The 24,173-nt window shown below is 67.6% G+C and carries 28 protein-coding genes; 22 read left to right on the top strand and 6 right to left on the bottom strand.

Translation table 11 applies throughout. The annotated features are described in order from the left end of the window. Positions 1-10 precede the first annotated feature (10 nt). The 4 genes from V8686_RS11580 (at position 11) to V8686_RS11565 (ending at position 4,296) form a co-directional block, all read left to right on the top strand. On the top strand, positions 11-1,111 hold the full coding sequence (locus tag V8686_RS11580) for an aminotransferase class V-fold PLP-dependent enzyme (RefSeq protein ID WP_379704301.1): 1,101 nt from the start codon (positions 11-13) through the stop codon (positions 1,109-1,111). Between the two features lie 94 nt (positions 1,112-1,205). Next, positions 1,206-1,667, top strand: coding sequence for a PH domain-containing protein (locus tag V8686_RS11575; RefSeq protein WP_379704299.1), 462 nt, complete (start codon positions 1,206-1,208; stop codon positions 1,665-1,667). Then, a complete protein-coding gene (locus V8686_RS11570; RefSeq protein ID WP_379704297.1) occupies positions 1,664-3,220 on the top strand; it encodes a PH domain-containing protein in 1,557 nt (518 codons plus the stop codon). Before V8686_RS11575 ends, V8686_RS11570 begins: the two co-directional genes overlap by 4 nt. A 329-nt stretch (positions 3,221-3,549) precedes the next feature. Next, positions 3,550-4,296 (top strand): sugar phosphate isomerase/epimerase family protein, encoded by a 747-nt coding sequence (locus tag V8686_RS11565; RefSeq protein WP_379704295.1) that lies wholly within the window; start codon positions 3,550-3,552, stop codon positions 4,294-4,296. Between the two features lie 197 nt (positions 4,297-4,493). Here the strand turns inward: V8686_RS11565 and V8686_RS11560 are convergent, their stop codons facing one another. The 4 genes from V8686_RS11560 to V8686_RS11545 form a co-directional block, all read right to left on the bottom strand. Further along, positions 4,494-5,246, bottom strand: coding sequence for an ABC transporter permease (locus tag V8686_RS11560; protein ID WP_379704293.1), 753 nt, complete (start codon positions 5,244-5,246; stop codon positions 4,494-4,496). Beyond that, positions 5,243-6,193, bottom strand: coding sequence for an ABC transporter ATP-binding protein (locus V8686_RS11555; RefSeq protein ID WP_379704291.1), 951 nt, complete (start codon positions 6,191-6,193; stop codon positions 5,243-5,245). The genes V8686_RS11560 and V8686_RS11555 overlap by 4 nt, the downstream gene beginning before the upstream one ends. Positions 6,194-6,260: 67 nt before the next feature. Continuing rightward, positions 6,261-6,494: an Rdx family protein gene (locus V8686_RS11550; RefSeq protein WP_379704289.1), complete on the bottom strand. Its 234-nt coding sequence runs from the start codon at positions 6,492-6,494 to the stop codon at positions 6,261-6,263. A gap of 60 nt (positions 6,495-6,554) precedes the next feature. After that, positions 6,555-7,706 carry an enolase C-terminal domain-like protein gene (locus V8686_RS11545; protein WP_379704287.1) on the bottom strand — a complete coding sequence of 384 codons (1,152 nt, stop codon included), beginning with the start codon at positions 7,704-7,706 and terminating at the stop codon, positions 6,555-6,557. A 440-nt stretch (positions 7,707-8,146) separates the two neighbouring features. On the opposite strand from V8686_RS11545, the gene V8686_RS11540 reads away from it, so the two are divergent. From V8686_RS11540 to V8686_RS11505, 8 genes are all read left to right on the top strand, one after another. Next, positions 8,147-9,220, top strand: a complete 1,074-nt coding sequence (locus V8686_RS11540; protein WP_379704285.1) for an ABC transporter substrate-binding protein — start codon at positions 8,147-8,149, stop codon at positions 9,218-9,220. After that, positions 9,210-10,010: an ABC transporter permease gene (locus V8686_RS11535; protein ID WP_379704284.1), complete on the top strand. Its 801-nt coding sequence runs from the start codon at positions 9,210-9,212 to the stop codon at positions 10,008-10,010. The genes V8686_RS11540 and V8686_RS11535 overlap by 11 nt, the downstream gene beginning before the upstream one ends. Beyond that, the gene (locus tag V8686_RS11530; protein ID WP_379704282.1) at positions 10,001-10,792 is read left to right on the top strand and encodes an ABC transporter ATP-binding protein; all 792 of its coding nucleotides are present in this window, start codon (positions 10,001-10,003) and stop codon (positions 10,790-10,792) included. The genes V8686_RS11535 and V8686_RS11530 overlap by 10 nt, the downstream gene beginning before the upstream one ends. Before the next feature lie 48 nt (positions 10,793-10,840). Continuing rightward, a complete protein-coding gene (locus V8686_RS11525; protein ID WP_379704280.1) occupies positions 10,841-11,722 on the top strand; it encodes a universal stress protein in 882 nt (293 codons plus the stop codon). Positions 11,723-11,799: 77 nt separating this feature from the next. Beyond that, the gene (locus V8686_RS11520) at positions 11,800-13,323 is read left to right on the top strand and encodes a globin-coupled sensor protein (protein WP_379704278.1); all 1,524 of its coding nucleotides are present in this window, start codon (positions 11,800-11,802) and stop codon (positions 13,321-13,323) included. Positions 13,324-13,484: 161 nt separating this feature from the next. After that, positions 13,485-14,312: a ZIP family metal transporter gene (locus tag V8686_RS11515; protein WP_379704276.1), complete on the top strand. Its 828-nt coding sequence runs from the start codon at positions 13,485-13,487 to the stop codon at positions 14,310-14,312. Between the two features lie 115 nt (positions 14,313-14,427). Further along, on the top strand, positions 14,428-14,601 hold the full coding sequence (locus tag V8686_RS11510; RefSeq protein ID WP_379704274.1) for a DUF7560 family zinc ribbon protein: 174 nt from the start codon (positions 14,428-14,430) through the stop codon (positions 14,599-14,601). A 251-nt stretch (positions 14,602-14,852) separates the two neighbouring features. After that, a complete protein-coding gene (locus V8686_RS11505; RefSeq protein ID WP_379704272.1) occupies positions 14,853-15,299 on the top strand; it encodes a pyridoxamine 5'-phosphate oxidase family protein in 447 nt (148 codons plus the stop codon). Here V8686_RS11505 and V8686_RS11500 read toward each other — a convergent pair whose 3' ends face one another. Beyond that, positions 15,300-15,956: a helix-turn-helix domain-containing protein gene (locus tag V8686_RS11500; RefSeq protein WP_379704270.1), complete on the bottom strand. Its 657-nt coding sequence runs from the start codon at positions 15,954-15,956 to the stop codon at positions 15,300-15,302. Positions 15,957-16,108: 152 nt separating this feature from the next. Here V8686_RS11500 and V8686_RS11495 point away from each other — a divergent pair, with 152 nt between their 5' ends. The 5 genes from V8686_RS11495 (at position 16,109) to V8686_RS11475 (ending at position 19,588) form a co-directional block, all read left to right on the top strand. After that, entirely contained in the window at positions 16,109-16,483 is a 375-nt protein-coding gene (locus V8686_RS11495) for a helix-turn-helix domain-containing protein (RefSeq protein WP_379704268.1), read from the top strand. A 106-nt stretch (positions 16,484-16,589) separates the two neighbouring features. Continuing rightward, positions 16,590-17,606 carry a thiamine pyrophosphate-dependent dehydrogenase E1 component subunit alpha gene (locus V8686_RS11490; RefSeq protein ID WP_379706541.1) on the top strand — a complete coding sequence of 339 codons (1,017 nt, stop codon included), beginning with the start codon at positions 16,590-16,592 and terminating at the stop codon, positions 17,604-17,606. After that, on the top strand, positions 17,603-18,613 hold the full coding sequence (locus V8686_RS11485; protein WP_379704266.1) for an alpha-ketoacid dehydrogenase subunit beta: 1,011 nt from the start codon (positions 17,603-17,605) through the stop codon (positions 18,611-18,613). Before V8686_RS11490 ends, V8686_RS11485 begins: the two co-directional genes overlap by 4 nt. Then, the gene (locus tag V8686_RS11480; RefSeq protein ID WP_379704264.1) at positions 18,610-18,864 is read left to right on the top strand and encodes a lipoyl domain-containing protein; all 255 of its coding nucleotides are present in this window, start codon (positions 18,610-18,612) and stop codon (positions 18,862-18,864) included. Before V8686_RS11485 ends, V8686_RS11480 begins: the two co-directional genes overlap by 4 nt. A gap of 1 nt (position 18,865) precedes the next feature. Continuing rightward, positions 18,866-19,588: a 2-oxo acid dehydrogenase subunit E2 gene (locus tag V8686_RS11475; RefSeq protein ID WP_379704262.1), complete on the top strand. Its 723-nt coding sequence runs from the start codon at positions 18,866-18,868 to the stop codon at positions 19,586-19,588. A gap of 40 nt (positions 19,589-19,628) precedes the next feature. Here the strand turns inward: V8686_RS11475 and V8686_RS11470 are convergent, their stop codons facing one another. Beyond that, positions 19,629-19,820 (bottom strand): hypothetical protein, encoded by a 192-nt coding sequence (locus tag V8686_RS11470; protein WP_379704260.1) that lies wholly within the window; start codon positions 19,818-19,820, stop codon positions 19,629-19,631. 169 nt (positions 19,821-19,989) lie between these two features. On the opposite strand from V8686_RS11470, the gene V8686_RS11465 reads away from it, so the two are divergent. The 5 genes from V8686_RS11465 (at position 19,990) to V8686_RS11445 (ending at position 24,126) form a co-directional block, all read left to right on the top strand. Next, the gene (locus tag V8686_RS11465; protein WP_379704258.1) at positions 19,990-20,643 is read left to right on the top strand and encodes a potassium channel family protein; all 654 of its coding nucleotides are present in this window, start codon (positions 19,990-19,992) and stop codon (positions 20,641-20,643) included. Positions 20,644-20,732: 89 nt separating this feature from the next. Further along, on the top strand, positions 20,733-22,154 hold the full coding sequence (locus V8686_RS11460) for a cytochrome ubiquinol oxidase subunit I (RefSeq protein ID WP_379704256.1): 1,422 nt from the start codon (positions 20,733-20,735) through the stop codon (positions 22,152-22,154). Continuing rightward, the gene (cydB, locus tag V8686_RS11455) at positions 22,147-23,148 is read left to right on the top strand and encodes a cytochrome d ubiquinol oxidase subunit II (RefSeq protein ID WP_379704254.1); all 1,002 of its coding nucleotides are present in this window, start codon (positions 22,147-22,149) and stop codon (positions 23,146-23,148) included. The genes V8686_RS11460 and cydB overlap by 8 nt, the downstream gene beginning before the upstream one ends. Next, positions 23,148-23,396 carry a hypothetical protein gene (locus tag V8686_RS11450; RefSeq protein WP_379704252.1) on the top strand — a complete coding sequence of 83 codons (249 nt, stop codon included), beginning with the start codon at positions 23,148-23,150 and terminating at the stop codon, positions 23,394-23,396. Before cydB ends, V8686_RS11450 begins: the two co-directional genes overlap by 1 nt. 76 nt (positions 23,397-23,472) lie before the next feature. Beyond that, positions 23,473-24,126 carry a phosphoribosyltransferase gene (locus V8686_RS11445; protein ID WP_379704250.1) on the top strand — a complete coding sequence of 218 codons (654 nt, stop codon included), beginning with the start codon at positions 23,473-23,475 and terminating at the stop codon, positions 24,124-24,126. Positions 24,127-24,173: the final 47 nt, after the last annotated feature.

Raw genomic sequence — 24,173 nt, 5'->3', positions numbered from 1 at the left:
ACGAGGAGATATGCGACCCGAAGATCTGCGCGCGGAGATTCCCGCTCTCGACCGCGGCGTCTACTTCAACACCGGCGCGTCCGGCCCGGCACCACGGCGCGTCGTCTCGGCAGCGAGCGACTTCCTCGAACACCACGAGTACGTCGCTCCCGTCGAGGAAGGCGCCTACCCCGCGGCCTTCGAGACGTTCGAGGAGACCCGCGAGGTGGTCGCGGACTTCCTCGGTGCCGACCCGGCAGAAATCGCCCTGACCGAGAGCACGGCCGACGGCATCGCGCGCGTCGCCGCGGCTATCGACTGGAACCCCGGCGACGTCGTCGTCCGCACCGACCTCGAACACTCCGCGGGGATCGTCCCCTGGTGGAACCTCCGCGACCGGGGGGTCGAGGTCCGCGTCCTCGGCACCGAGGCCGGACGGATCGACCTCGACGCCGTCGCCGACGCCGTCGCCGACGCGCGCCTGCTCTGTCTCAATTCGATCACCTGGAACTACGGGACGAAGTTGCCGATCGGGAGGATCGTCGACATCGCTCACGATCACGACACCCTCGTTCTGGTCGACGGCGTCCAGTCGCCCGGGCAGACCCCCGTCGACGTGCGCGAGTGGGGAGCCGACTTCGTCGCCGCCGCCGGCCACAAGTGGCTCCTCGGGCCGTGGGGCGCCGGCTTCCTCTACGTCGAGCGGTCGGTCGCCGACCGGCTCACGCCGGGGGTGGCCAGCTACCGGAGCGTCGCCGACACCGGCGCCGAGGATCTGGAACTGAAAGCCGGCGCGCCACGTCTGGAGGTCGGAACCACGTCACCGGCGCCGTATCGCGGGCTGGTGAGAGCCATCGAAACGATGGACGCAATCGGCTACGACACCATCACCGGGCGGATCGAGCGCCTGACCGACCGTCTGAAGGTGGATCTCGGCGACCGACTGCTCAGTCCCCGCGAGTACGAGTCCGGGCTGGTGACGTTCACGGCCGATGATCCCGAGGGTCTGGTCGAACGACTCGCCGCGGAGGACATCTACGTCCGGTCGTTGCCCTACCCCGAGGCCGTCCGGGCGTCGGTACACGTCTTCAACACCGCCGAAGACGTGGACGCGCTTCTCGACGCGCTGTGAGCGGGCGGTCCACGACGCGGGGACGACCACGACGATATTTACCGCGCCGACCGGAACGGGGAGGCATGGTCCGCCGTCGCCACGGGGTATCTCGATGAATCGCCTCCACCCGCGAGTCCGGGTCGTCTGGGCCGCACAGGCCGCCGTCACGGCCGGCATCATCGCCGTCGTCACGCTGGCCGTCGACCTGCTGGCGGTCGATCTGCCGGTCTGGGTCCCGCCGGGCGTCTTCGTCGTCGCCCTCGCCGTCGGTGTCGGCCTCGCGATGGCACGGTATCGCGTCTGGCGCTACGAGGTCCGGGAGGACGCCCTCTACCTCGAACGCGGCGTGTTCACGCGCGTTCGAACCGTCGTCCCCTTCGTCCGCCTCCAGCACGTCGACTCCTCGCGTGGCCCCGTCGAACGTCTTGCAGGTCTCGCGAGCACCGTGGTCTACACCGCCGGCTCGCGGGGCGCGGACGTGACGGTGCCGGGGCTGACACCCGCCGGTGCCGACGACCTGCGCGAACGGCTCAAACGACTCGCCATCCGCGCCGAGGGCGAAGACGCGGTATGAAGCTCTCCCCGCTCTCGGTCCCCTATCGCGTGATCGAACGCGGTGGCAGCATCATCTTCACCGCCGCCATCCTGTTCTCGGGGGCGTCGGCCGCCTTCGGCCCGGCCGGCGGCCTCGTCGGCGTCGCTCTGGTCGGCCTGGCGCTCCTCGCGCTGATCGCTTACGAAGTCACGTACTACCGCCGGTTCGAGTACGATATGGACGGCGATACGCTCGATATCCGTTCGGGCGTCGTCTCCCGACGGAACCGGGAGATCCCGCTCCAACGCATCCAGAACGTCGACATCAGTCGCAACGTCGTCCAGCGGGCCATCGGCGTGGCCGCCGTCGATTTCGAGACGGCCGGCGGGAGCCGGACGGAGGCGTCGCTCCGGTTCGTCGAGTTCGAGGAGGCAAAGCGTCTCCAGTCGGCGGTCGGACGCCTGAAACGCGGCGTCGACACCGAGGACGCGGAAGGATCGACGGCGTCCGCGTCGACGGAGCTGTTCGCGCTCTCCCCGCGGGAACTCACGCTGGTCGGGGCGTTGTCGTTCGACGCTCGCGTCCCCGGACTGCTGTTCGTCCTCCTCTCGGGGAGCGTGCCGGCCGTGACGTCGGTGTTACCCGGGGGCGTCGACGGGGTCCTGCTCGCGGTGGGCATCGTCGGGCTAGCCCTCGTCGTGATTCTCGTCTCGTGGGCTGGCGGCGCCGTGGCGGCCATCCTCAACTACTACGACTTCCGGCTGACGCAGGTCGAGGACGAACTCCAGTACGAACGGGGACTCCTGCGCCGCTACGACGGATCGATTCCACTCGACAAGGTCCAGACGCTGACGGTGGCCGACGACCCGCTGAAGCGGTACTTCGGATACGCGTCGCTTCGCATCGAGACGGCGGGCTACGCGCCCGGGGCGGGCGAGAACGGCTCCGAGGCGGCCGTCCCGCTCGCCACCCGCGACCGAGTGTTCGCCCTCGCGAACCGCATCGAGCCGTTCGGCGCGCCGACTTTCGAGCGGCCGCCGAAGCGGGTTCGCGGGCGGTACGCGTTCCGCTACCTCCTCGGCGTCGGCGTCCTCGTGGCGTTGCTCTACGCGGTGAACCACGTCACGACACAGGCGCTCCCCTGGTACGGCCCCCTCACGCTGGCGCTGCTCGCCCCCGTCGCCGCCCACCTCAAGTGGAAACACCGCGGCTACTGGCTGGGCGAGAACCACGTCGTCACCCGGAACGGCGTCCTCCGGCGGCGGATCAAGGTGGTCCCGTACTACCGGATTCAGACGGTGATCGACACGCAGACCGTATTCCAGCGCCGGTGGGGTGTGGCGACGGTCACGGCCGACACCGCCGGGTCACTCTCCATCGTCGGCCACGACGCCGCCGCCGTCGACGTGGACGAGTCGACGGCCGAGCGACTCCGGACCACCCTCGATACACGCCTTCGCGAGTCGCTCGCGGCCCGGCGGGGATGGATCGACGCGGACGACGAAGCGGGCGGTACACCGGGTAACCCCGACGACGACCCGAGCGGCGAGGAGGGAACCGGAGCCGACACGGACCACGTCGGCGGGGCGTAGGCTCTTCCCGTGCGGATTGTTGGCCCTGTTGAAACCTCCGATGGGTGAGTGTTTCAATGCCCGTGCTGAACGCAGACCGCGTCTCGGTCACGCCACAGCCCCTTCCCGCATAGCTCACCGTTGGAGATTCGCCAACGAAGTCGGAATCGGCTCGGTCCGTGTGACTCTCGAAGCAACTATTCGCCCAGAGCTACCGCACGTGGCCAGTATCCCGACGCCAGAGACGGACTGCTGTACGTGGGTGTTGGCACGCCGGGGCGACTGCGTACGACCGATGTGCGGTAACAGACGACAAACTGTATAAGGAGATTGGCCACGTGGGTGTGGACATGGACGTCGGAGTCACGGTCGGCGACTCGGTGGAGCGGCTGGAAGCGACGGCTGACGACTTCGTGTTCGCCGAACTCTCGATAGGCGAGTCTTCGTACGTTCCCGCCGAGGCGGCGGACAGTCACCTACGGACAGCACTCGAGTCCACCGACGCAGAACTGTGCGTCCACCTGCCGTTCGACCAGGTCGTCGCGACGCCGGTTCCGCAACTCAACGACGCGATAATCGACTACCTCGCGGAGCTACTTGACTGGGCGGGGACACTCGGCGCGAGGAAAGCTGTCCTCCACGGGACGATGCGAAACCCGCACAGTACCGGCCAGCGGCGGGTCTTCGCGGACCAACTGTCGGGTATCGCGGGGGCCGGCGACGACGCAGGGGTCGAACTTGTCGTCGAAAACGTCGGCCATCAGGCCCGCGGTCTGCCGCTCTCCGTCCTCGGCGACATCGCACGAGAGACCGGGACGGCGGTCTGTTTCGACGTCGGCCACGCGTACATGGAGGACGACCACGACGGGATCGAACGCTTCCTTGACGAGTACGTCGACCTCGTCTCGCACCTCCACGTCCACGACGTACGCCGACGCGGAGATACCCACCTTCCGATCGGCGCTGGCGAAGTCGACTACGGACTCGTGGCCGATTCCCTTCCGGACTTCGACGGTACCGTCGCCGTCGAGGTGTTCACCGACGACGTCCTGCTGTTGCGGGACTCCGCCGACCGGGCGAGAACGTATCTAGAGTAAGGAAGCGAGCGGCCCCGACGGGGAGTTGAATGCACGGCTCCAAACGGCTACTTCACGCTGCATATACTCTCTGCATTCGGCACACCGCTCGTAGCAAGTGCCGAAGGGCTTCGACGGAGCCGAACTGTTGTCCCCGTGCCCCGGCCGTCGCCGTCCCCGTGTCGGCGACGGCCGGGACTGGCTGACACCGGCCCGTATCACTCCGTCCGAGGGACGGCGACGGCGCCGACGAGGAAGAAGGCAGCGGCGAGGACGGCGAGGACGGCCAGCGTTTCGGTCGGATCGCCACCCGCGGCTGCGGTCCGCACCCCGCGCGAGAAGTACGTCAGCGGCGAGAACGCCGTCACCGGGCGGAACCACGCCGGGAGCATCTCGGGCGGGACGAACGTCTCGGAGAGCACCCACACGGGGAGTGCGACGGAGTTGCTGGCGGCGATGACGCCGTCCTGCGAGTCGGCGATCCGACCGAGGATGGCGCCCAGCCCACAGAAGAGGGCGACGCCGACGATCACGAGCGGGACGAGTGCCAGAAGCGTCGGGCCGACCACCACCTCGGCGCCCGTCACGACGAGGACGAGGCCGAAGAGGATCAGACCGGCGAGTCCGATGATGGCGACGTTGACGAGGGTGTGGGCGAAGAGCCACTCCCAGCGGCGGAGCGGCGTCGTCGCCAGCTTCTCGAATCGGTTACCGTCTCTGTGGCGGGCGATGGTGCTGCCGACCCGGGACAGCGGGGTGAACACGACGACGACGGCGAGATAGCCGGGCAGGTAGTAGGCCGGATCGCGCGCGAACAGACCACCGCCAGTCGGTCGCGTCTGCACCAGCGCCCCGAAGATCAGGATGAGGAGGATGGGAAAGAAGAAGGTGAAGAAGACGGCCGTCTTCCGGCGGATGAAGGCGCGGAAGGCGGCGACGAACGTGGACCGAATCCGGCGGTCACGGCTCATCGCTCACCCTCCTCGCCGGCGGCGACGGGGGCGGCCGCCCCGGTTGGCCCGAGGGCTTCCCCGGTCAGCCGGAGGTATACGTCCTCCAGATCGGGTTCCGCCCAGGTGAAGGAGTCGATGTCGACGCCGTGGGCCTCCAAGTCGGCGACGACGCTCCCCACGTCGGCGAGGGCGACGTTCCGGACGACGAGGCGGCCGTCGCGCGCCGTCACGTCGGCGTCGAGCGTCGTCGAGAGCGCCGCGGGATCGACGTCCGGTCCCACGTCGACGAGCAGGTGACTGTCGCCGCCGTGGTCCGCGATCAGCGCCGCGGGCGTGCCGACGGCGACGAGGCGGCCGTCGCGGAGCAGGCCCACGCGGTCCGCGAGGCGTTCGACCTCGGCCATCGAGTGACTCGTGAGTAACACGGTCGTCCCGCCGGCCGCCAGGTCCTCGACGAGCGTCCACAGCGACCGCCGGCCGGCCGGGTCGATGCCCGTCGTCGGTTCGTCCAGAAAGAGCACGTCCGGGTCGTTGACGAGGGCCGTACCGACGCAGGCTCGGCGTTGTTGTCCCCCGGACAGGTTCTCGTACCAGGTGTCGGCGGCGTCCGCCAGTCCGACGTCGTCGAGGACGGCCCCGACGGTTCGCGTCTCGTCGTAGAGTCCGGCGTAGTAAGCGATCAGTTCCCGGGCGGTGAGCCGGTCCGCGGGGTGGAACGACTGGGGGAGCAGTCCGACGCGTGCGGGGTCGACGTCACCCGGGGGCGCACCCAGTACGCGGACCGTCCCCTCGCAGGGAGTGGTTCCGGTGAGTGCCCGCACGAGGGTGGTCTTGCCGGCGCCGTTTGGCCCGACCAGCCCGAACACCTCGCCTTCGGGAACCGACAGCGAGACGCCGTCGAGTGCGACGGCGTCGCCGTACTGCTTGCGTACCTCGTCGGCGACGAGTGCCTCTGCCTCGGCCATACCCGAGGCTCACGGGGGTGGCGGGGTAAGGATTCCCCTTCGAACCCGGCGGCCGGACCGCCGGCGTTCACGTCCGGTCGCGGACCGTCGCGACCAGTTCGTCCACGTCGTAGTCGCCGTCCTCGTCCTTGTCGTAGATGGTCTCCCCGGCGACGCTGACCCGGAACACGCCCTTCTCGCCGGTGACGAGGGCGACGGAGTCGAGGTCCTCGCCGAGCGTCGTGAGCAGGGCGTGCTGGACGCTCTCGGCACGGTCGAGGAAGCCACACGGGACGCAGTACTCGATGTCGACGTTCGTCATGATCGACCGTTGGGGAAGCGGCGGAATAAATCCCGGTTTCGGATCAATTCTCCCGGCAGGTCAGGTCCCGATCCGACGGTGGCCCGTGCACCGCCGCTCGACGAACGCCCAGTCGACGTCGACGCCGAGGCCCGGGCCGTCGGGAACTGGCATCCGGCCGTCGTCGTCGACGGCTTCCGGATCGCCCTCGAACCCCTGATTCAGGATCCAGTCGCTCTCGGGGTTGAGAAGGCCGTGTTCGAAGTAACTGGAGTTTCGGAGCGCGCTCATGAGATGCGCGTGCGCCGGCCCGCCGAGCAGGAGTTCCACGTCGACGCCGAACGATTCGGCGGTTTCTGCCGTCTTGAGTGCGCCGGTGATGCCGCCGTCGAGGTGGGCGCTCGCACGGACGAGATCCGTCGTCTCCGACGCGAGGCTGTTGGCGGCGCCGTAGGGGCCAGTGCGGACGTGTTCGAGGCCGAGCATCGGCGTGTCGAGTTCGTCGACGAGTTTCTTCACTGCCCGCTCGCTCACGCCCCCGTCGTGGAACGGGTCCTCGTACCAGCGGAAGTCGAGTGCGTCGAGGGCACGGCCGACCTCCAGGGCGTCGGCGTAGGTTCGGTAGAGGCTGGAGGCGTCGAGCATGAGGTCCATCCGGTCGCCGACGCGGTCGGCGAGTGCGTCACAGATGGCCACGTCGACGTCGGGGCGGACGTCGGGGTGGCCGTGGAACTTGAACCCCTCGTACCCCCGGTCGAGACACGCCTCCGCGAAGTCGGCGAACGCCTCGGGACCGTCGAGGCCGCCGTTGTCGTCGACGAACATGGTCGAGGCGTAGGTCGGTAAGGAGTCGCGGCCGCCGCCGAGAAGCGTCGAGACGGACTCGCCGTAGTGGGTGCCCGCGAGGTCCCAGAGCGCGACGTCGATGGGACCGACCCCGAAGTGGTCGGTGTGACGGAGTGCCCGCCAGCAGTCTTGCCAGATCTCCCGCCGTTCCAGCGGGTCGCGGCCTACGACGTGCTCCTCGGCCACCATCTCGATTTGCGCGATCATCGGCGGCGTGAAGGCGAACCCGCGGTAGTGTCCCTCCGTCCCGTCGGCGGTGCGGATGGTGAGGACGAAGCCGGGGGGTTCGAGCGTCGAGTCGGGATCGTACACCCAGTTACCGCCCACGGTCCCGGTCCGCGCCACCTCGTAGTCGAACTCGTGGATTTCGATTTCGCTGATTCGCATCGACGAAGTGTCGGGGGCGGCCGAGAAAGTCCTTGGGGCGCCGTCGCGACGGCTCCGCGACGAGTCGGGGCGACTCAGGGTCTGCAGGACGCCATCACAGCCCGGACCGGCGGTGAGCGATTCGGCGCTACAGAGCCGTTTGCCACACTCCAGACACTCGGACGGCTGTTCGTCCTGGTTGCGGGGGGCTGGATCGGGCGGTGTCGGCACACTATCAACTATTCCGCAATGGTGTCTGGTGACTCTTGTCGGTCCCGTGGTGACTGGACACACGTTGGATCGTGGGGGCCACGGCGCGGAACGGGCGGGTCGGGGAGTGATACGGACTGTTGTCCGTCGGTTCCGGCAGTCGACCGTCCCGTGTCGGCGAGGGCGTCATAGACCGCGGCAAGACTCACCCGGGGTGGAGCCGTTTTCACCGGGCGCCTCCTCGTCTGTCTGTGCACTCCAACGGGCTTTCGCGACGCAGCCTCCTCAAGCGGACCGGCGGTGCCGCCGCCGGACTCTCGGTCGGGACGACCGGATGTCTCGGCGAGAGCGGCGCCGGCGCCGGCGCCGGCGGCAGTTCGGCCCCCGATTCGCTCACCCTCGGGACCCTCGACGTCTTTCCGATGATGCAGTACTTCGTCATCGAGCAGCAGGGCTGGTACGACGAACTCGGCCCGGACATCGAGGTGAAGAGCTTCGGCGGCGGGCCGCCGTTGGTGCAGGCCTACGCCTCGGGCGACATCGACTTCGCCTACGTCGGGATCAGTCCCGGCACCGTCGCCATCGCCAACGGTATCGCCTCGAAGGTGGTCGCCGCGAACGTCCTCGAACCGAACGTGATGGTCGGGGGGGCGACGTTCCGGTCGTACTGGGCCGACCACGGCCCGGACGCCTTCCGGCGCTTCCGCGAGGCGGAGGGTCGCAAGCCGCGCTTCGCGACGCTCCCCGCGGGGTCGACGCCCGACGTCTTCTTGCGCTACTGGATCACCGAGACGCTGGGGCTGGATCTGGACGTGATCGAAATCGTCGGACAGAGTCCGAGCGCCCTTCGGTCGACGCTCTCGTCCGGACAGGCCGACGCCGGGAGCGTGATCGAACCCATCCCGACGGCGCTGGAAGCCGACCCCGACAGCGACATGGATCCGTTCCGGTACGCCGGCGAGATCATGCCGGGACAGCCGGGTGCCGTCCTCCAGCCTTCCCAGGCGCTGATCGACGAGCAACCCGACCTGGTCCGGCGGTTGGTGGAGATTCACGTCCGCGCGACGGAGTTCATCCAGCGGAACCGGGCGCAGGCCGTGGGCATGGCGAGCGAGGTGATCGGATCCGACATCCTCTCGACCGAGGTAGCCGAGCGAGCCATCGAGTCGCCGGCCTCGAACTTCGTCTCGGACCCGCACCGCATCGTCGACAAGACGCTCGTCTACAACGACTTCCACCAGCAACTCGACTCCGTCGACACCGACCTCACCGCGGACGACGTGTTCGACCACAGCTTCTACGACGAGGTGAGCGATGGCGGGTAGTACCGGTTCGGACGCACTGACGTATCCGACGGGCGGCGGGTTCCGTATCGAGGGGGGCCGCTCGCTCCTGCTCAGGGTCGGCGCGCTGGCCGTCTTCGTCGCCCTGTGGTGGGGTGTCGCTCTGGTGACGCCGCGGAACCTCCTGCCACGGCCCCCCGCCGTGCTCGCCGTCCTCGTGGCCGATGCGGCCTCCGGCCAGTTGTTCGAACTCGTCTACCGGAGCCTTCGACACTACGTCCCCGGCCTGCTGATCGGGTCGGCGCTCGGCATGGGTGTCGGGGTGCTGGTCGGGTGGTCGGAGTTCGCCGACCGGACCGTCGGCACCGTCGCGGGCATCCTGCGTCCGGTACCGCCGCTAGCGTGGATTCCGTTCGCGATCATCTGGTTCGGGCTGAACGACCGCGGGGCGGCATTCATCATCGCCATCGTCGCGTTCTGGATCAACTACTACAACGCCGAGAGTGGGGTGGCGAACGTGGACTCCCGGCTGCTGGAGGTCGGACGCTCGCTGGGGACGGACTCGGACTTCCGGCTGATCCGACGGGTCGTTCTCCCCTCGGCGACGCCGGAGTTGTTCACCGGCTTCCGGACCGCCGCCGGCCAGGCGTGGATGGTGATGGTCGCGGCCGAACTGCTCGGCGTGCCCGGCATCGGCAAACACCTGTGGGACGCCGCGAACTTCCTCCAGATGCAGGTGGTCATCGCCTACATGCTGGTCATCGGCGTCCTCTTCCTGTGTTCGGACCGGGCGATCAAACTCGTGGAGGCGCGAACGCTCACATGGCGGTGAATCGAACGGACGCGACGTCGACGACGGAGCCACAGATTGCCGTCGACGGCGTCTCGAAGACCTACCGAAGCGAGAGCGGCCCGGTCCACGCACTCGACGACGTCAGCTTCGGCGTCGGGCGCGGCGAATTCGTCTCCATCGTCGGCCCGTCGGGATCGGGGAAATCCACGGTCTTCCGCATCGTCGCGGGTCTGGAGGCGGCCACGGAGGGCGAGGTGCGCGTCGAGGGTCTCCCGGTCACCGGTCCGGGGCCGGACCGCGGCATGGTGTTCCAGGACGACGCCCTGTTCCCGTGGCGGACCGTCGCGAAGAACGTCGCCTACGGGCTGGAGGAAGTCGGCCCGCCCGAAGGGGTCACCGTCGAGGAACGGGTCGACCACTGTCTGGACCTGGTCGGCCTGACGGAGAAGGCGTCGGCGTACCCGAAGGAACTCTCCGGCGGGCAGCGACAGCGCGTGGGCATCGCCCGGGCGCTCGCGGTCGATCCGCCGATCCTGCTCATGGACGAACCGTTCGGCAGCGTCGACGCCCGGACGAAGGCGTCGCTCCACCGGGAACTGCTCGACATCTGGGCGGAGACTCGCAAGACCATCTGTTTCGTCACTCACGACATCGAGGAGGCCGTCTACCTCTCCGATCGGATCGTCGTCTTCTCCGGCGGTCCGGGGACCGTCCGCGACGAGATTACGGTCGACCTCTCCCGTCCCCGTGACCGAACCGGCGACGACTTCACTGCGGTCAAGCGGGACGTTCTGGCGTACTTCGAGGACGACGAGGACTGAACGCGACCGCCGCCCCGTTTTTTATTCCTGGCTCGTGTCGGCTGTCGTATGTTCGACAGGATCCTCTTCCCGACCGACGGCAGCGACGGGGCGGCGGCGGCCTTCGATCACACCCTCGAACTGGCCCGTTCCCACGACGCTACCGTCTACGTGCTCAACGTGGCGAACACGTCCCGGGACAGCGTCACCCAGATCCGGGGCGACGTGATCGACACCCTCGAACGCGAGGGGGAGACCATCGTCCAGGAGGCGGCCGAACGGGCGAGCGCACGGGACGTCCCGACCGTCACGGAGGTGTTGCAGGGGGAGCCGTACAGCACCATCGTCGACTACGCCCCAGCCAACGACATCGACCTGATCGTCATGCCTACCCACGGCCGCCGCGGTCTGGAACGCTTCCTTCTCGGTAGTACGACCGAACGGGTCGTCAGGCGCTCGGAGGTGCCGGTGCTCACCATCCGTCCCGACGACGGCGTGTCCGTTCGGTACCCCTACCGGAGCGTGCTGGTACCGACCGACGGGAGCGATCCCGCGTCGGCAGCCCTCGACCTGGCGGTGGGCGTGGTCACGGCCGGCGAGTCCGACCTCCACCTCCTCTCGGTCGTCGACGTGGCGAGTCTGGGAGTCGACGTCCGCGCCGACATCGCCGTCGACTCGCTGGAGGAGAGCGCGCGCGAGGTTCTGGAGGCGGCCGAACGAACGGCGACGGCGGCCGGGGTCGACCCGGCGGCGACACGGGTCGAGTTCGGAACCGCTATCGCGCGTGTCGTCCGCGACTACGTCGACGACAACGACGTCGACCTGATCGTCGTGGGCACGCACGGCCGGACCGGGTTCGACCGGTACGTCCTCGGGAGCGTCACCGAGATGCTGATCCGAACGGCCACGGTGCCGGTGTTGACGGTCAGGGACGAGTCCCCGGAATCCTGATCGATAGGCGACAGACGATTATCACGCGATAGAACCAGCGAACAGCTTTATCGCCCCCACTCGCGGACCGTGGATTCATGCAGGACTTCGACTCGGCGTTCGGCCGGGGCGGTCTGAACGATCAGGTCTCGGTCGACGCCCTCATGGACGAGTGTGGGCTGGACGAGGACGAAATCGCCTGGCGCAAGGAGTTCGTCGGATTCGACGACGCCGACGCGCGCCGTCTCGCGAATCTGCAGGATCTGTTCGCCGAGCAGGCCGACCGGATCGCCGACGACTTCTACGAGAACCTGACCCGGCACGACCAGACCGAGCAGGTGATCGGGCGTTCGGAGAAGGGGGTCGAGCAGCTGAAACGAACCCAATCGGCGTATCTGGTCTCGCTCGCCGACGGCGAGTACGGAATGGACTACTTCCGCAATCGCGCCCGGATCGGGAAGCTTCACGACCTCCTCGAGATGCCGATGAAACACTACATCGGTCAGTACGGCGTCTACTACGACCTTCTCGTGCCGCTCCTGATGGAGCGAATGGGGGATCGGCTGCTCACCCGCCTCGACGAGGAACTCGACGACGCAGACGAGACGGCCGTCGAACGCGCCGTGCGCTCGGAACTCGACGACGGTCTCGCGGAAGTGCTCTCCGTCCTCCGCATCATCAACCTCGACATGCAGGTGGTCGCCGACACCTACATTCACTCCTACAGCGAGAAACTGGCGGCCACCATCGAAGAGAACGAGCAACTGATGGACGAGGTCGAACGTGATCTCGCGGGACCGGTGTCGACGCTGCGAGGGTCGGCCGAGGACGTGGCCGCGAGTGCGGCGTCGATCAGCGACCTCGCGGACGAACAGGCCGACACCGTCGGCGAAGTGGCCGGCGAGGTGTCGAACATGAGCGCGACGGTCGAGGAGATCGCCTCCACCGCGGACGAAGTAGCGACCACCAGCGAACGCGCCGAGGAACTGGCCACCGAGGGCCGTGAGGCGGCGACGGAGTCCATCGCGGTGATGGAACAGGTGAACGAATCCACCCACGCGGTGACGGCGGACGTGGACGACCTCGAGGAACGGATCGACGAAATCGACGAAATCGTCGAAGTGATCAACGACATCGCCGACCAGACGAACCTGCTGGCGCTGAACGCGTCAATCGAGGCGGCGCGGGCGGGCGAAGCCGGCGACGGGTTCGCCGTCGTCGCCGACGAGGTCAAGAGCCTCGCGGAGGAGTCCCAGCATCACGCGGGCGACATCGAGGAGATGGTCGACGACATCAAAAACGAGACCGAATCGGCGGTTGAGAGCCTCGAAGCCACCGCCGAGGAGGTAGACCGCGGGGTCGAACAGATCGAATCGGCCATGACGAAACTCGAGGAGATCGTCGACGCCGTCGCCGACGCCTCCCGAGGCATCCGCGAGGTGTCGACCGCAACCGACGATCAGGCGGCGTCGACGGAGGAGGTAGCCAGCATGATCGACCAGTTGGTCGACCAGGCCGACCGGGTGGCCGAGGAGGTCGAACGCGTCGCCGAGGTCAACGACCAGCAGACCGAACGGATTCGGGAGATCGACGAAACCGTCCAGCGACTGGGCACGAACTGATACGGAGCGTCCCGGTGGCCGTCATCGCGTGTCGATGACTCACCGGTAACGGCTTACAACGAGCCGGGGCCACGCACTCCTCCGGCGAAGCCACCTTGATTACCCCCGGCCGTGTACGGAGGGAGTAACTCGATGAGGGATCCGGCTTCGGAGGGCGAGACGTGGTAATCGATACGTTCACGCAGTTGTTCGGCACCGATCCCTTGATCCACGGCGCCGTGGGCGGCGTCGTCATCGCGACGTTCAACCTGCTTGGGGCGTCGCTGGTGTTCGTCTGGCGCGACCCGTCGGAGCGCGCCCTCGACGGCGCACTCGGGTTCGCTGCCGGCGTGATGCTCGCGGCGAGTTTCACGAGCCTCATCATCCCGGGGATCGAGACGTACTCGAACGGCAACCCGATTCCGGTGCTCGTGGGCGTCGCACTCGGGGCGCTCTTTCTCGACCGTTCGGACGTGCTGGTTCCTCACGCCCACTACCTCGTCTCGGGCCGGCGACGCACCGAGGCCGGGGGGACGGACCGTACCCTCCCCATCGACGACGACCGGTTCGCCGGAGTCGTCCTGTTCGTCCTCGCCATCACCCTCCACAACATGCCGGAGGGTTTGGCCGTGGGCGTCGGCTTCGGGAGCGGTGACCTCGCGACGGCCATTCCCCTGATGCTCGCAATCGGCATCCAGAACGTTCCGGAGGGGCTCGCCGTGTCGGTTGCGGCGATCAACGCGGGGCTGAACCGCCGTACCTACGCCGTCTTCGCGGGAATTCGATCCGGCGTCGTCGAGATTCCGCTGGCGATTCTCGGCGCCTACGCGGTCGGTACGGTGTCGGCACTCCTCCCTTACGCCATGGGATTTGCGGCCGGCGCGATGCTGTTCGTCATCAGCGACGAAATCGTCCCGGAGACACACCTCCGAGGACACGAACGCGTCGCGACCCTCGGCACGCTCGCGGGCGTCATCGTGATGCTGTATCTGGATATATCACTCGGCTAATCGTTGTGGCGCCGGAGCGCCGCGGGGCCGCGTCTCGGCGGGCCACACGCGGAATTCTCATCGATTTGGAAAGATGGGGGTTTCATATATCGGCGGCGACCCTACCGATTCAACGATGAACGGGGGAACGGAGTTGGTGTTCCACTGTCCGGCCTGCGGTGAGTGCATGGCCGTCAACGCGCCGATGCGGGAGGCGCTCCTGGACCAGGGCTGTGTGGTCTGTGGGAGCGTCGTCTCGCAGAGCGCGTTCTCTCCGTCCCCCGAAGCCAACGGCGACGGCACCGTCTGAGACGGACCGACGTGAGTCGTTTCCATCCGTGGCCCCGTGTCGACGACGGCCGAGATACGGGTACGACGACCCGTATGGGCCACACCGCGGTCCCGCTAGTAGCCGTTGGACGTCGTTGCACCCGTTCCGCGTCGGTCGGTGGTCGGACGCACGAGCAGCGCCACACGCTGCTGTAGACCCGGCGGGTCGTCACGCGGCCGAGTTGCGCAAGTATAAACAGTCACCTCCCCATCTTCGCACAGACAGCACGTATGACTGTGGAGCAACAAACCGTGATGACGGGGGAGGAAACCGATGCCCTCCTCGGGCGCCACGAGACCGGCGTCCTCTCTCTCGCCCGCGAGGACGAACCCTACGCGGTGCCGATATCGTACGGGTACGACGCGGGCAGCCGCCGCTTCTGTATGCGCCTGGTGTCGACGCCGGGCAGCGAGAAGCGACGCTTCCTCACCGACTCCCCGGCGGTTCGCTTCGTCGTGTACGAGGAAGCGGGGACGACGTATCGGAGCGTCATCGCGGTCGGCCGCCTCGAACGCCTCCGGACGTCGGAGCTCACGCCTGACCACGTCGAACGGTACGGCGCAGCCAAGCGGCCGCTGTTCGAGATGTGGGGCGAATCGAAGGCGGAACTGGACATCGATCTCTACGAACTCGACCCGACGGAGCTGAGTGGCCGTCGCATCGAGGTCGAGCCGTAATCAGGCTTCGAGAATCGCGTCGAGTAACTTCGTCTGTGCGGCGCTCAGGTGTTCGCTGAACGTCGACCGTGAGATGTCGAGCGAGTCGGCGACCTCTCCCGCGTTGGCCCCCTTCGGATGTTCGAAATATCCCATCTCGTGGGCGCGCTCTAGGACCTCCCGTTGTCGGGCGGTGAGCCGCCCCCGGTCGAGGAACACCAGATCGTTTTCGGCGGGATCACCCTGCGACTGCAGGAGCCGACGGATGTCGACGGTGGGATACTCCGCGCGAAGGGCGGTGATGATACTCCGAAGTTCCGCCATATCGGCGGCGTGAAAGACCAGATACAGCATCCCACCGCGGGCGTGAACGTCGACGATTGGGCAGTCGAACGCCTCGACGAGTTCGCACGGACACCCCTGGTCACGGGACCGAGTGAACCGATAGACGGTCTTCGTGCCGTAGGTGAACACCGGAGTTAGCTCCGGGTCGGACTCGGCCACCCACTCGGCGTCCGCATCTTCGAGCATGAACTCCTCGGTCACCGCCCCCGACGCCCCCGGATCGACCCCCCTAGAGACGGAGATAATGGACGTTCCGGCGTCCGCGGCGGCACCTGCGACCGGACAGGTACCGTCCGCGTCGACCTTCAGTTCCGCTCGAATACCCGTACCCATCGAACGACAGTTCACGGCCCAGCATCCTAAACATGGCCCTCCACGTGCGGGACAGGCTCAGAGACCATCGGGGTCGCCTTACTTATAAAACACCCACGATATCGTGGGTACATACTGGTTGTCCCCGGCTCTGTACGTGTTCGTGACCGACGATGGCCATCGCCACCAAGCCCCCTCAGGAACGAACGACCGACGAATCGACGATCAGTGACGCCGAAGACGTTCAGGCGCTGCTCGACGCCCTGCACGACCCGGACTGCCGAGCAGTGCTCGAGGCCACGAGCGAGGAGTCCCTGTCGGCCAGCGAACTCTCCGAGACCTGTGAGCTGCCGCTGTCGACGACGTATCGGAAGCTGGACGCACTCACCACGGTCGGATTGCTCGAGGAGCGGACCCGGCTCTGCCCCGACGGCAAGCACGCGAGCGAGTACGTCCGCTGTGTCGAGAGCGTGAACGTCGACGTCGACGAGGGCGGCTTCGAACTCACCGTGTCGCGACGCCGCCGTGCCGAGCGGACCCCACTGTAACGGCCCCGTCGAGGCTCGTTCCCCGGTCGTGTGTGGCCACCTACATTATTATAGGTCATCCTTCGAACGTCTAGTGGGTATGATACCACAAGCCACGTTGCGGGAGATGTACGCCGACATGGTAACGGCACGGTACTACGAGGAACGCTTACAGGAGGAGTATCTGGAGGGGAAACAGCCGGCCTTCGACATCTCCGCCGGGCCGATTCCGGGGGAACTCCACCTCGCGGCGGGACAGGAGGCGGCCGCCGCGGGCGTCTGTCACCACCTGCGCGACGACGACGTGGTCACCGCGCCGCACCGACCCCACCACGTCGCCATCGCCAAGGGCGTCGATCTGAAGCGCATGACTGCGGAGATTTTCGGGCGCGAGACGGGGTTGAGTTCCGGGAAGGGCGGCCACATGCACCTGTTCGACCCCGACGTGAACTTCGCCTGTAGCGGGATCATCGCGCAGGGCTGCCCCCCGGCGGCCGGCGCGGGTCTCGCGGCGAAGAAACGCAACACCGACAGCGTCGCCGTCGCCTACCTCGGCGAGGGCGCCATCGACCAGGGTGGATTCCTGGAGTCGTTGAACCTCGCGGCGGTCCACGACCTGCCCGTCGTCTTCGTCGTCGAGGACAACGACTGGGCGATCAGTATGCCACAGGAGCGCGTGACCGACGTGGAGCGGCCCGCGTCGCGGGCCGGCGGGTTCGACATGCCCGGCATCAGCGTCGACCACGACGACGCCATCGCCGTCTACGAAGCCGCCCGCGAGGCGGTAGGCCGCGCCCGCGACGGGAACGGGCCGACGGTACTCTCCGTCCAGGTGCACCGGCGGATGGGCCACTTCATGGGCGACCCCCAGAGCTACCGGTCCGAGGCGGATCAGGAGGCGGCGACCGCACGCGACTCCGTCGAGCGTCTGGCCGCTGACCTGCGCGCCGACGGTGTCGACGACGACACCCTCGAGGACATCCGGGTCGCAGCCCACGACCGGGTGGACGAGGCCATCGCGTGGGCGAAAGAGCAGCCGAAACCCGACCCCGAGGCCGCCTACGAGGACGCCTTCGTCAACCCGCCGTCGGGCGTGACCGACACCGAACCCGAGTTCGACCTGGCGGGAGGTGCGGACCGATGAGCGAGACGGTCGACCGCGACCTGACGATGAGTCGTGCCATCGTCGAGGCCATCGGCGACGAGATGCGCGAGAACGAGGAGGTGTTCTACATGGGCGAGGACGTGGCCGACTACGGCGGCATCTTCGACAGCACCCAGGGCCTCCTCGACGAGTTCGGCTACGACCGTATCATGGACGTGCCGATCAGCGAGACGGCCTACCTCGGCGCGGCCGTCGGCGCCGCTCAGCAGGGGATGCGCCCCATCGCGGAACTGATGTTCGTCGACTTCTTCGGCGTCGCGATGGATCAGATCTACAACCAGATGGCGAAGAACACGTACATGAGCGGCGGGGCGGTGAACGTCCCGATGGTCATGACGACGGCCGTGGGCGGCACGTACAACGACGCCGCCCAGCACTCCCAGACGCTCTACGGCACCTTCGCGCACCTCCCGGGGATGAAGGTGGTCGTTCCGTCGACTGCCTACGACGCCAAGGGACTCATGCACAACGCCATCCGCGACGACGACCCGGTCGTCTACATGTACCACAAGCGCCTGATGGGTCTCGGGTGGTTGCCCGCGCCGGACGGGCCGAAGACGCCCGTTCCCGAGACGGACTACACGATTCCGTTCGGACAGGCCGACGTGAAACGCGAGGGCGCGGACGTCACCATCGTGACCCTCGGCCTCCACGTCCACCGGGCGCTCGACGCCGCCGCCGCACTCGCCGCGGACGGCGTCGACGCCGAGGTGATCGACCTCCGGACGCTCGTCCCGTTGGACCGGGAGACGGTGGTCGAGTCGGTGCGAAAGACCGGCCACCTCGTCGTCGTCGACGAGGACTACCGCTCCTTCGGCCTGACCGGCGAAATCGTGGCCAGCGTCGCCGACGAGGCTCTCGACGCGCTGTCGGCCGTCGAACGGGTGGCGCTCCCCGACGTGCCCATCCCCTACGCGCGGTCGCTGGAGACCGAGGTGGTGCCGGGCGCGACGGACATCGAAGCCGCGGTCCGGTCGCTCCGATGACCGACCGTGTCGCCGTCGTCGCGGAGGGTGACTGGAGCGACGACGTCGACGCCGAGGAGGGCGTCGTCGTCAACTGGTTCGCGAAGGAGGGCCGTACCGTCGCCGCGGGGGAGAACCTCTGTGAGATACAAGTCGAGAAGGTGAGCGTGGACGTCGCCGCGCCCGTCGACGGCGAACTCGTCGAAATCGTCCGCAGGGAGGACGACGAGTTCGCCGTCGGTGAGACGCTCGCCTGGATTCAGCCCACCTGAGATGCCCGGATCCGACACGGACGACGGCCCGGCGACGCGAACGGTCCGCGAGGAACGCTCGGCGAGTCCCATGCGACGGACCATCGCCGAGCGATTGGCCGAGAGCTACCGCGACGCCGTCCACGTCACCGCCAGCCGCGAGGTGGACGCCGAGACGCTCGCCTCGACGTCGGACCGCGCGGGCGAGGACGTGGCCATCACCGACGTGGTGATCCGCGCCCTCTCGGAGGCCCTCGACGCACACCCGTCGTTCAACGCGACGTTCGAGGACGGCGTCCACCGTCTCTACGAGGAGCACAACGTCGGCGTGGCCGTCGCCATCGAGGACGGCCTCGTCGCACCGGTCCTCGCCGACGTGGGCTCGAAATCCCTCGCCGAGGTGGCGCGCGAGCGTCGTCATCTGACCGAGGCCGTACAGGCCGGCGACCACTCGATGACCGACCTCCGGGGCGGCACGATCACCCTGTCGAATCTCGGTCCCCTCGGCGTGGATTCGTTCACCCCGATCATCAACCCGCCGGAGGTGGCCATTCTGGGCGTGAGTCGCCTCCGAGAGCGTGCCCGCCCGGACGGGGAAAGCGGCGTCGCGTTCCGTCGGGAGGTGACGTTCGATCTGAGCTTCGATCATCGCGTCGTCGACGGCGCCGACGCGGCGCGATTCCTCGGGACGCTCGCCGAACGCGTCGAGGCCGCCGACCGCTACCTCGACGGACCGGGCGAGTGAGACGGACTGCTGTACGCCACTCCCGGCCGCCTGCCTGGGGTTACGACGACGAGTCGCGCCGACGCAACGCCCACAGCACGAGCAACAGCCCCTCGACCCGGGCGGCTGCGTACACCCAGCGGCGCGGACTGCCGTCGCCGTCGGTCGCCAGGTTCATCCAGAAGTCGACGAGTCGCCGGGGACGGAGGACTTCGGCGAGGCCGAGTACCAACACCGCGATACGGAGGAGCATACCCGTGACGTCGCGCCCGGTAGTACTAATTGGTGTCGGTTATTCTATAGGAATGGCAGCTACGGAACGCCGATTCCTGCCATCTGGGAACCATGGCGCGCTTGAAGCCCGTCCCGCGTCAACCGCCGGGTGACGAGGAATCGGCGTCGAACCGACGGACCCATCGACCATGACCCACACCAAACGCATCGTCGTCGCCGGCGGCGGCCGCGTCGGTCTCAGGACGGCTCGGGAGTTGGCCGACCGGGGTCACGATATCGTGTTGATCGAGAAGGCGGAGGACCGCTCGGACGCGGCCGCCGACGAACACGTCGGGTTGGTTCTCCAGGGCGACGCCACGGCCCCGTCCATCCTCGAACAGGCCGACCTGGAGCGTGCGGACGCCATCGCCGCGCTGACCGATCAGCCGGGGACGAACCTGGCGGTCTGTCTGGAGGCCAAACGGATCGATCCCGACATCCGGACCCTGGCCCGGACCGACACGGGAACCGAGGACGAGTACGACGAAATCGCCGACGCGACGATCCTCCCCCACGAGCTGAGCGCCGCTACGGCGGCGGACATCCTCTCCGGAGACGAGGTACGGACCCTCGCGAGCGACCACCACGACCTCGAAATCCTGGAAATCGAGGTGACAGAGGGCGCCCCTGTCGTCGGCCACACCCTCGACGAGGTCAGTCTCCCCAGGGGGAGTCTGGTCGTCTCCGACCGTGACCGGACGCGGATCGCCCGTGCGGACACGGAACTCGAAGCGGGGGAGCGCTACGTCGTCGCTGCCGAGTCCGACGTGGTCGAAGAGGTGCTGATGCTCTTTCGGGGCTGAACCGACGGAGCGAGACCACGACGAATCGCGGACGGAAGCGCCAATCGGTCGGAAACACTGCGACGGACACCAACCGCAACAAGACACGCATGGTAGACCCAGTCATCGCAAGCCGGTTACAGTTCGCCCTCACGACCATCGTCCACATCATCTTCCCGGTCGTGAGCATGGGACTCGCCCCCTTCCTGCTCTACTTCACCTGGAAGGACATCCGCACGGGGAACCCCGTTTACGAGCAGTTGCGTCGGTTCTGGACCCGGATCTTCGCCGTGAGTTTCGTCGTCGGGACGGTGACGGGAATCGTTCTCGAATTCGAGTTCGGCACCAACTTCGCCGCCTTCGCGACGACGGCCGGCCCCCTGTTCGGCGGCCCCCTCGCCGTCGAGGGGATGATGGCGTTCATGCTGGAAGCGACCTTCCTCGGCGTCTTCGTCTACGGGCGAGAGCGCGTGGGCGACGTTCTCTACATGATCTCTGCCGTCGCCGTGGGCCTCGGCACCTGGCTCTCGGCCGTCTGGATCCTGATCGCCAACTCGTGGATGCAGAACCCACGGGGGTTCGAGATGGTGACCCGGAACGGCCAGCAGGTGGTTCACCTGACCGATCCCATCGCCGCCTACCTCAACCCCCGATTTTTCTGGATGTTCGTCCACATGCAGAACGCAGCCGTCGAGTCCGTCGCCCTCGCGGTTTCGGGTCTCGCCGCGTACTTCGTCTTTCGGCATCACGTCTGGGACAATCCGGTCGATCACCCCGAGTTCTGGGAGACCACGCTCAAAATCGGCCTTGTCGCGCTCCTGATCTCGGCGCCGCTACAGGTGCTCCACGGCGATATGTACGCCCGGCACGTCTACGAGACGCAGCCCCAGAAGTTCGCGGCGATGGAGGCCGTCTGGGAGACGGACAGCTACGTCCCGGAGTATCTCTTCGCCGTCCCGACGAGCGTCTCTGACATCCTCGATCCGCGAGCCAAGGAGATCTTCGGCATCGGTATCCCGGGCGGTGCGTCGTGGCTCGCGAGCGGCGGTGATCCACAGGCGACGATCCGCGGTCTGGAGGAGTTCGAGGGCCCACAGCCACCCGTGGCCATCGTCTTCTGGTCGTTCCGCATCATGGTGGCGCTCGGGTTCTGGTTCGTCCTCCTGGCGTTCTGGGGTGGGTACCGCTGGTTCCGGGGAGAACTCCTCGAAGACGACCTGTTGCACAAGGCGCTGATGGCCTCCTCACCGCTCGGCGTCGTCGCCGTCGAGGTGGGTTGGGTGGTCACCGAGGTGGGGCGCCAGCCCTGGATCATCCAGGGCGTGATGAAGACGAGTTCGGGCGTCTCACCGGGGCTGACGGGGGCCGAAGCGACGGCGACGCTCGCGGGCTTCGCCGCGCTCTATCTCGGCTTGCTCGCCCTCTACGGCTACGTCGTCGCCCGACTGATCCGCGCCGGTCCGCCGACGGGCGCGGACCTCGTGACGACGGAGTCCGCCGAGTCGACGACTGGAGTGGGCGCCGATGACTAGCGTCGATACGCTGTCGAGTGGCCCGCTCTTTGGCCTGCCGCTTCCGGACCTCTGGTTCGCGCTCCTGTTTTTCATCTTCGGGACCTTCCTCTTTCTCGACGGGTTCGACTTCGGCGTCGGTGTGCTCTTTGCGACCCGCGAGGACGACGCGGAACGCGAACAGTTCCTCGCCGCAATCGGGCCGTTCTGGGACGGCAACGAGGTGTGGCTCGTCGTCTTCGGTGGGGCGATGTTCGCCGCCTTCCCGGCCGTCTACGCCAACCTGTTCAGCCGGAACTACCTGTTGATGTTCGCCATCCTGGGGGCGCTCATCCTCCGCGGACTGGCGCCGGAGATGTACGAACAGCGCCACGACGAGCGCTGGCAACGCTGGTGGGGGCGCTCGTTCGTCGCCGGCAGTCTCGCGACGCCCTTTTTCCTCGGGATGTTCACCGCCAACTGGCTGCTCGGGTCGACGTCGCTCGTCACGCCGGCGGGCGTTCTCGTCGGCCTGACAGTCGTCGCCCTCACCGTCGTCGATGGCGTCGCCTTCCTGCGCCTGAAGACCCGTGGTGACCTCCGGGACGACTTGCGAACCGACGGCTACCGCGCGCTCGTCGCGTACCTGATGTTGGTCGTCGCGACGCTCGCCGCCCTCTACGGCCTCACACCCGGCCTGCGGGCGTCGATGCGCTCCTCGGCCGTCGTGGGACTCGTCGCCGCGACGCTCGTCCTCGCGGCGGCCTACGCCGTCGCGACGCATCGCGACCGGTACTACGCCGCCTTCGTCGCCGCCGCGGGGCTGGTGTTCGCGCTCGTCGCCGTCGTCGCGACGCTGCTCTATCCGTCGGTCGATCCGGCGGCGGGGCTGACCGTCGAGGCCGCCATCGTCCCCACGCTGTCGCTCAACCTCATGTCCATCGGGGCTGCGTTGCTCCTGCCGCTCGTGTTCGCCTACTTCGTCGTCCTCTACTCGGCGTTCAGCGGCCCGATAGAGGCGGGAGAGACGTACTGATGGGTGACGAGGACGCGACGACGGCCGACGATGACGATGGGACCCCGCGGCTCGCCTCCCGGATTCTGGTGACGTGGGTCGAACTCACCGTCGTCGGCATCGCTGGCGCGGCAGTCGGGAACACGCTCGGCGGCCCACCGGGGTTCATCGTCTACCTCGCCACGACGCTGCTCTCCGTCGCCGTCCTCTTCCACAACGTGAACGAACTGATCGCGGCGCGGATGCGGACGGCCCGCGCCGAGGGGTGACGGCTGGACGACGTCCCCTTCTCGGCTGCTGGGAACGGAAGCGACCTATTTCACGTTGGATAGTCAACTATTCCGCATGAGCACCGACGCCGACGGCGACCGGTTCGCGGACCGTACCGAGGCGGGTCGACGGTTGGCGAACGAACTCGTCGAGCGAGATGTGGAGGCAGACGTCGTCCTCGCCATCCCGCGCGGCGGATTACCGCTCGGCCGTATCGTCGCCGGCGCACTCGACGCACCGCTGGATATCGTCGTGGCTTCCAAAATCGGCGCGCCCGGCAACCCCGAGTACGCCATCGGTGCCGTCGGAAGCGACGGGAGCGCGTGGCTCGACGAGGACACCATCGACCGGCTGGGTGTGAGCGAGTCCTACGTCGAGACGGAACGCGAGCGTGAGGCCACGGCGGCCCGCGAGAAGGCCTCGCGCTACCGCGGCGACCGACCGGCGCCGGATCTGACCGGAAAGTCGGTGGTGGTCGTCGACGACGGCGTCGCCACGGGCGCGACGGCCATCGCCGCCCTCCGCCTCGTCCGGGCGAAGGGAGCCGATCACGTCGTCCTCGCGGTTCCCGTCGGGCCGCCCGACACCGTGGCCCGCCTCGATACCGAGTGCGACGCCGTCGTCTCGCTGTTGACGCCGTCCAGTTTCGGCGCCGTCGGCGCCTTCTACGACCAGTTCGGACAGGTGTCCGACGAGGAGGCGATGACCTACCTGGACGAAGAGCGGTGACCCTCGTTCCCGACGGTCAGGAACGACCGTGAGGGGTTTTTAGTTAG

Source organism: Haloplanus litoreus (assembly GCF_045690335.1).
Classification (GTDB): domain Archaea; phylum Halobacteriota; class Halobacteria; order Halobacteriales; family Haloferacaceae; genus Haloplanus; species Haloplanus litoreus.
The sequence above is the reverse complement of the archived record's forward strand: the minus strand, read 5'-3'. Positions and strand labels throughout refer to the sequence as shown.

Excerpts from the sequence above, each read along its gene's own strand:
- V8686_RS11495 (WP_379704268.1), top strand. The coding sequence starts at position 16,109 with ATGGCCATCGCCACCAAGCCCCCTCAGGAACGAACGACCGACGAATCG.
- V8686_RS11530 (WP_379704282.1), top strand. The coding sequence starts at position 10,001 with ATGGCGGTGAATCGAACGGACGCGACGTCGACGACGGAGCCACAGATT.
- V8686_RS11465 (WP_379704258.1), top strand. The coding sequence starts at position 19,990 with ATGACCCACACCAAACGCATCGTCGTCGCCGGCGGCGGCCGCGTCGGT.
- V8686_RS11545 (WP_379704287.1), bottom strand. The coding sequence starts at position 7,706 with ATGCGAATCAGCGAAATCGAAATCCACGAGTTCGACTACGAGGTGGCG.
- V8686_RS11490 (WP_379706541.1), top strand. The coding sequence starts at position 16,590 with ATGTACGCCGACATGGTAACGGCACGGTACTACGAGGAACGCTTACAG.
- V8686_RS11555 (WP_379704291.1), bottom strand. The coding sequence starts at position 6,193 with ATGGCCGAGGCAGAGGCACTCGTCGCCGACGAGGTACGCAAGCAGTAC.
- V8686_RS11450 (WP_379704252.1), top strand. The coding sequence starts at position 23,148 with ATGGGTGACGAGGACGCGACGACGGCCGACGATGACGATGGGACCCCG.
- V8686_RS11475 (WP_379704262.1), top strand. The coding sequence starts at position 18,866 with ATGCCCGGATCCGACACGGACGACGGCCCGGCGACGCGAACGGTCCGC.
- V8686_RS11560 (WP_379704293.1), bottom strand. The coding sequence starts at position 5,246 with ATGAGCCGTGACCGCCGGATTCGGTCCACGTTCGTCGCCGCCTTCCGC.
- V8686_RS11520 (WP_379704278.1), top strand. The coding sequence starts at position 11,800 with ATGCAGGACTTCGACTCGGCGTTCGGCCGGGGCGGTCTGAACGATCAG.
- V8686_RS11480 (WP_379704264.1), top strand. The coding sequence starts at position 18,610 with ATGACCGACCGTGTCGCCGTCGTCGCGGAGGGTGACTGGAGCGACGAC.
- V8686_RS11525 (WP_379704280.1), top strand. The coding sequence starts at position 10,841 with ATGTTCGACAGGATCCTCTTCCCGACCGACGGCAGCGACGGGGCGGCG.
- V8686_RS11505 (WP_379704272.1), top strand. The coding sequence starts at position 14,853 with ATGACTGTGGAGCAACAAACCGTGATGACGGGGGAGGAAACCGATGCC.
- V8686_RS11445 (WP_379704250.1), top strand. The coding sequence starts at position 23,473 with ATGAGCACCGACGCCGACGGCGACCGGTTCGCGGACCGTACCGAGGCG.
- V8686_RS11470 (WP_379704260.1), bottom strand. The coding sequence starts at position 19,820 with ATGCTCCTCCGTATCGCGGTGTTGGTACTCGGCCTCGCCGAAGTCCTC.
- V8686_RS11510 (WP_379704274.1), top strand. The coding sequence starts at position 14,428 with ATGAACGGGGGAACGGAGTTGGTGTTCCACTGTCCGGCCTGCGGTGAG.
- V8686_RS11535 (WP_379704284.1), top strand. The coding sequence starts at position 9,210 with ATGGCGGGTAGTACCGGTTCGGACGCACTGACGTATCCGACGGGCGGC.
- V8686_RS11550 (WP_379704289.1), bottom strand. The coding sequence starts at position 6,494 with ATGACGAACGTCGACATCGAGTACTGCGTCCCGTGTGGCTTCCTCGAC.
- V8686_RS11565 (WP_379704295.1), top strand. The coding sequence starts at position 3,550 with ATGGACGTCGGAGTCACGGTCGGCGACTCGGTGGAGCGGCTGGAAGCG.
- V8686_RS11485 (WP_379704266.1), top strand. The coding sequence starts at position 17,603 with ATGAGCGAGACGGTCGACCGCGACCTGACGATGAGTCGTGCCATCGTC.
- V8686_RS11500 (WP_379704270.1), bottom strand. The coding sequence starts at position 15,956 with ATGGGTACGGGTATTCGAGCGGAACTGAAGGTCGACGCGGACGGTACC.
- V8686_RS11580 (WP_379704301.1), top strand. The coding sequence starts at position 11 with ATGCGACCCGAAGATCTGCGCGCGGAGATTCCCGCTCTCGACCGCGGC.
- V8686_RS11575 (WP_379704299.1), top strand. The coding sequence starts at position 1,206 with ATGAATCGCCTCCACCCGCGAGTCCGGGTCGTCTGGGCCGCACAGGCC.
- V8686_RS11460 (WP_379704256.1), top strand. The coding sequence starts at position 20,733 with ATGGTAGACCCAGTCATCGCAAGCCGGTTACAGTTCGCCCTCACGACC.
- cydB (WP_379704254.1), top strand. The coding sequence starts at position 22,147 with ATGACTAGCGTCGATACGCTGTCGAGTGGCCCGCTCTTTGGCCTGCCG.
- V8686_RS11570 (WP_379704297.1), top strand. The coding sequence starts at position 1,664 with ATGAAGCTCTCCCCGCTCTCGGTCCCCTATCGCGTGATCGAACGCGGT.